The 5,844-nt window shown below is 65.1% G+C and carries 1 protein-coding gene and 1 pseudogene; both read right to left on the reverse strand.

Annotated elements, in window-relative coordinates:
• Positions 1 to 1,542 (reverse strand): type I polyketide synthase (locus tag ON40_RS34660; RefSeq protein ID WP_040829490.1); only part of this gene is annotated, 1,542 nt, incomplete at its 3' end.
• A 229-nt stretch (positions 1,543 to 1,771) separates the two neighbouring features.
• A pseudogene (locus tag ON40_RS34665) lies at positions 1,772 to 5,844 on the reverse strand (SDR family NAD(P)-dependent oxidoreductase); the annotation flags it as partial.

Raw genomic sequence — 5,844 nt, forward strand, 5'->3', positions numbered from 1 at the left:
CTCCGGACGATCCCGCACATACCCCAACAACCGGCTCGCCTGCCCCACCAACGCTTCAGCCGACTTCCCCGACAAGATCCACGGCACCACCGGCAGACCCGAATGACCGGATTCGACCTCAGCACGAGTGCCGGAAACCCCACCATCGGATCCCGCGCCCCCGGACGCCACGTCATCGGGTGCTTGTTCCAGAATCACGTGCGCATTCGTCCCGCTGATCCCGAACGACGAAATCCCCACTCTGCGTGGCGCACCCGTAACGGGCCACTCCTGAGACTCGGTCAGCAGCGACACCGCACCCGAGGACCAATCCACATGCGGGCTGGGCACATCCACGTGCAGTGTCCGCGGCAACACCCCGTGCCGCAGACACTGCACCATCTTGATCACACCCGCCACCCCCGCGGCCGCCTGTGTGTGACCGATATTGGACTTCACCGACCCGAGCAGCAGCGGGCGACCAGCGATGCGGCCTTGCCCATAGGTCTCCAACAATGCTTGCGCCTCGATGGGATCGCCCAGGGTCGTACCGGTGCCATGAGCCTCGACAGCATCCACATCCGCCGCGGACAAACCCGCATTGGCCAACGCAGCCCGAATAACCCGCTGCTGCGACGGACCATTCGGCGCAGTCAAACCGTTCGACGCACCATCCTGATTCAGCGCCGAACCCCTTACCACCGCCAGGATCTCGTGCCCGAGCCGCCGCGCATCCGACAACCGCTCGACCACCAGCACACCCGCACCCTCAGCGAATCCGGTGCCATCCGCAGCCCCCGCGAACGCCTTACACCGCCCATCCACCGACACCCCCCGCTGCCGACTGAATTCCGAGAACACACTCGGCGTCGCCATCACCGTCACACCGCCGGCCAGTGCCAGATCGCATTCCCCCGACCGCAACGACTGCACCGCCAGATGCAACGCCACCAATGACGACGAACACGCCGTATCCACCGATACCGCAGGCCCTTCCAGACCCAGCACATACGCCACCCGACCGGACACCACACTCGATATCTGCCCGGTCGCGGTGAAACCCTCCGACTCCACCCCATAACCCTGCGCGATCACACCGGCGAAGACTCCCGTCGAGGAGCCACGCAGCTTCAGCGGATCAATCCCGGCATACTCCAACGCCTCCCACGACACCTCCAACAACAACCGCTGCTGCGGATCCATCGCCGTCGCCTCAGCAGGCGAAATCCCGAAAAACGCCGCATCGAACCCAGCCGCATCATCCAGAAACCCACCCGCCCGCGTATACGACCTACCCACCGCATCCGGATCCGGATCGAACAACCCCGCTACATCCCAACCCCGATCCCCCGGAAACTCGGACACCGCGTCGCCGCCGCGAAATACCAACTCCCACAGATCATTCGCCGATGCCACACCGCCGGGAAACCGGCACCCCGAACCCACGATCGCGATCGGCTCGGAGGAACGCTCGACAAGCGTCCTGTTCTGCTGCTTCAACCGCTCGATCTGAATGAGTGCCTTGCGCAACGCCTCGGTCGCCTGCTCGAGCTTCGTAGTCATGCGGTCTCCCAATTCATCGGTCGTCATGATCACCGAGAGCGACAGTGAGAAGGTCGTCCAAGCTCATATCGACGAGATCTTCTTCTCTGTGAGTAGAGGTACTCTCGTCGTCCTGCGCATTCGCCAGCCGAAGCAAGGTATCCAGAACTCCCGACCGGCGAAGCTTATCGATCGGTATGGACGAGATCAGGCGCTGAACTTCCGCGTCCGAAGATCCATCCGCATCCGGCTTCCGAGGCGATCCGACATCGAACTTCTGCCGCATGTACCGGGCGAGAGTCGCGGGTGTCGGATAATCGAATACGAGTGTGGAGGACAACGCCAGCCCCGTCATCGCCTTCAGCCGATTACGCAGCTCGACCGCGGACAACGAGTCGAACCCCGCATCGCGGAAGGCCGTGTCGGGGGCGACATCACCGGGGTCGCTGTACCCCAGCACCACGGCAGCCTGCGAACGCACCATCTGCAGCAGCAGCATGTGCTGTTCTTCCTCGGCCAGTCCGCGCAACTGTTGCACCAGCGCCGAAACCGGCTCTGTGACAACAGTATCCATTGCTCTCCGGATCGGTCCGCGGACCATGCCCGCGAACAACGGCGCGGGCACACCTGCCCGGGAACCCATTCCCGCCAAGTCGAAACGCGCCGGTACGAGACAAGGGCGATCGACGCGTAATGCGCTGTCGAACAACGCGACTGCTTCCTGCGAGGACATCGCTGCCAGGCCACCGCGCTCCATCCGGGCGACATCCTGCGCCTGTAGATGTCCGGTCATGCCGCTGGCCTGCGCCCACAACCCCCACGCCAACGACACCGCCACGGAGCCCTCCGCCCGACGATGTGCGGCCAGCCCGTCCAGGAAAGCGTTCGCGGCGGCATAATTCGCCTGTCCGAGTGTTCCCACGGTGCCCGCTACCGACGAAAACAGCACGAACGCAGGAAGACTCATCGCACGGGTCAGCTCGTGCAGATTCCACGCACCGTCGACCTTCGCACGCAGCACCCGATCCACTTGCTCGGCGGTCAGCGACTCGAGCACCGCATCGTCGAGCACCCCGGCAGCATGGATCACGGCCGTCAGCGGAGCCTCGGCAGGAATGTCGGCCAGCAACTGCGCCAACGCATCCCGATCGGCCACATCACACGCCGCGACCCGCACCTGCACACCCGCCCGGGACAACTCCGTCACCAGATCATCCGCCCCATCGGCCCGCATGCCACGCCGCCCGAGCAACAACAGATTTCGCGCACCGTGCTCGGTCACCACATGTCTTGCCAGCGCGGAACCGGCCATACCGGTCCCGCCCGTGATCAACACCGTGCCCGCCGCGAACGATCCGGGCATCCGCAGCACGAGCTTGCCGGTATGCCGGGCCTGACCGAGGTGTCGGTAGGCATCCGGCGCGCGCCGCACATCCCAGGTGGTCACCGGCAGTGGCCGCAACACCCCGGCCTCGAAGAACTCCACCAGATCGGCCAGTATCCGCTGTATCCGTTCGGGATCCACCTCGAACAAATCGAACGCGCGATAACGCACTCCCTGATACCGCTCGGCAATCGCCCCCGCATCGCGGATATCGGTCTTCCCCATCTCCAGAAAACGTCCCCCGCGCGGCAACAACCGCAACGACGCGTCGACGAACTCACCGGCCAGCGAATCCAGCACCACGTCCACACCGCTGCCCCCGGTGCCGGTCAGGAATTTCCGTTCGAATTCGAGCGTCCGCGAACTCGCGATGTGGTCCTCGTCGAAACCCGTCGCCCGCAACGTATCCCACTTGCCGGGGCTCGCCGTGGCGAACACTTCCAGCCCCCAGTGCCTGGCCAACTGCACCGCCGCCATGCCCACGCCGCCGGTCGCGGCATGCACCAGCAACGATTCCCCGGCCCGCACATCGCCCAGATCCGCCAGCGCGTAATAAGCGGTCAGGAACGCCACCGATACTCCGGCAGCCTCGGCGAAGGACCACCCGCCGGGTATCACCGCCACCATCCGCTGATCGGCGATCACCCGCGGACCGACCCCGATGAGCACACCCATCACCCGGTCGCCCACCGCGAGACCGGTTACCGCGGAACCGATCTCGATGATCACCCCGGCACCCTCACTCCCCGGCACGGCATCCCGGGTCGGGTACATGTCCAGCGCAATCAGTACGTCGCGGAAGTTCACTCCCGCCGCTTGTACCGCGACCCGCACCTGACCGGGCGCGAGCGGAGCATCGGCCGGCGGGAAGGCCTCCAGCGCAAGGTTCTCCAGTGTGCCCTTCTCGGCAATACCCAACCGCCAGGGCTGATCCTCGGGTGGCGTCAGTATGTTGTCGGCGATTGCCGCAGCGAGCCGGGCGGTATGCACGATTCCGTGGCGCACCAGCACCTGCGGTTCCCCGACCGCCAGGATCGCAGCCGCATCGACGCCGGAGTCGGTGTCCACCAGAATGATTCGCCCGGGATTCTCGGTCTGCGCCGATCGCACCAACCCCCACACCGCCGCACCCGCCAGATCAGTGACACCCTCGCCGGGCAACGCCATCGCGCCACGCGTCACCACGATCAGGGTGCCAGAAGCATCTTGTGCCAGAAACGATTTGACTACACTCAGGATTCGATGAACCGCGTCGTAGACACCGGCCACCACGGCGTCCCGGGACCCGGCCACTTCCGAAACCACCGCATCCGGAACAACCAGATCCCGGACGTCATCCTCACCCACTGCGTACCGGTCGACATCTACACCCTCCACATCCGACGCAGCCGCTTCCATCGCGTCCGGGATGCCGGTCTGTTGCGCGAATGCCCTCCAAGACAACGTTGTTACTGCGGGGGCAGGTTCATCAGTGGCATGTACCGGCGACCACAGAATCTCGAACATGTTGTCCGTACCGGTTCCGAGATGGCCTCTTGCCGCCGCGCGAAGTTGCTGAGCCGTCACCGGACGCATTGCCACCGACCGTGCGGACAACACCGGAAGTCCTGCGCTGTCAACCAATTCCAGCGACACCGCGCCGGCGTCGGCCGGGGTGAGCCGCACCCGTGCAGCACCGGCTCCCGATGCGTGCAGCGATACGCCCTCCCAGGCGAACGGCAGCGCGGTTTCTCCTGCACCGGCCGCGACCACCGCAGCGTGCAGGGCCGCATCCAGCAGCATCGGGTGGACTCCGAAACCGGTGACGTCCACACCGGTGTTCGGGGGTACGGCGACTTCGGCGAACAGTTCCGCACCGCGCTGCCACATCGCCCGGAGCCCTTGGAATGCCGGACCGTACTCGTATCCCCGGCCGGTCAACCGCGCATAGGCATCGGACAGGTCGACCGGGATTGCGCCGACCGGTGGCCACACCGACAGATCCGGCACTTCCGGTACTCCGTCACCGGAGCTCAGCGTTCCCTCCGCGTGCAGGGTCCAGCCGGAGTCGCCTCGGCGCGAGTACACCGATACCGTCCGCTGTCCGGCCTCGTCGTCACCACCGACGACCACCCGCACCTGAATCACGTCCTCGGCCGGTAGTACCAGCGGCGTGCGCAGGATCAACTCCTCGACCACACCGCAACCGACCTCGTCACCGGCTCGAACGACGAGTTCCACGAATCCGGCCCCCGGGAACACCACCACGCCGGACACCGCATGATCGGCCAGCCACGGATGGTCCGTCAGCGACAGTCGCCCGGTCAGCACGACTCCACCGGTGTCGGGTTGCTCCACCACCGCACCGAGCAGGGCATGCCCGGTCTTCCCCACACCGAACAGACTCGCGTCACCGGTCGCAGACGAACTCGACAACCAGAACCGGCGCCGCTGAAATGCGTACGTCGGCAATGGGATACGGCGGACATCGGCCCGATCGAACATCGAATCCCACTCGACGCCCACACCACGCACATGAGCCTGTGCGACCGACATCAGGAACCGATCGAAACCGCCATCGCCACGCCCGAGCGACGGAATGACGACCGCGCCAGCGCTTTCGGTGAATTCAACGGCAGTGTCTTCGATACCGGTGATCAGCACCGGATGCGGGCTGGATTCTATGAAGACCCGGTACCCACGCTCACAGGCCGCACGAACCGCGGTCTCGAACTCGACCGTGTGCCGAATATTGCGATACCAGTACTCACCATCCAGAACCGCAGTGTCACAGAGATTTCCAGTGACCGTCGAGAAGAACGCGACATCCGAGGTATGCGGCTCGATTCCCGACAGTGCCTCCGCGAGCCCGTCCCGAATCGCCTCGACCTGCGGCGAATGTGATGCGTAGTCGACGTCGATACGCCGAGCACGGATGTCGCTGCGCTCGCAGTGAATCA

The sequence above is a fragment of the Nocardia jiangxiensis NBRC 101359 genome, from assembly GCF_000308615.1.
GTDB classification, from domain to species: Bacteria; Actinomycetota; Actinomycetes; order Mycobacteriales; family Mycobacteriaceae; genus Nocardia; species Nocardia jiangxiensis.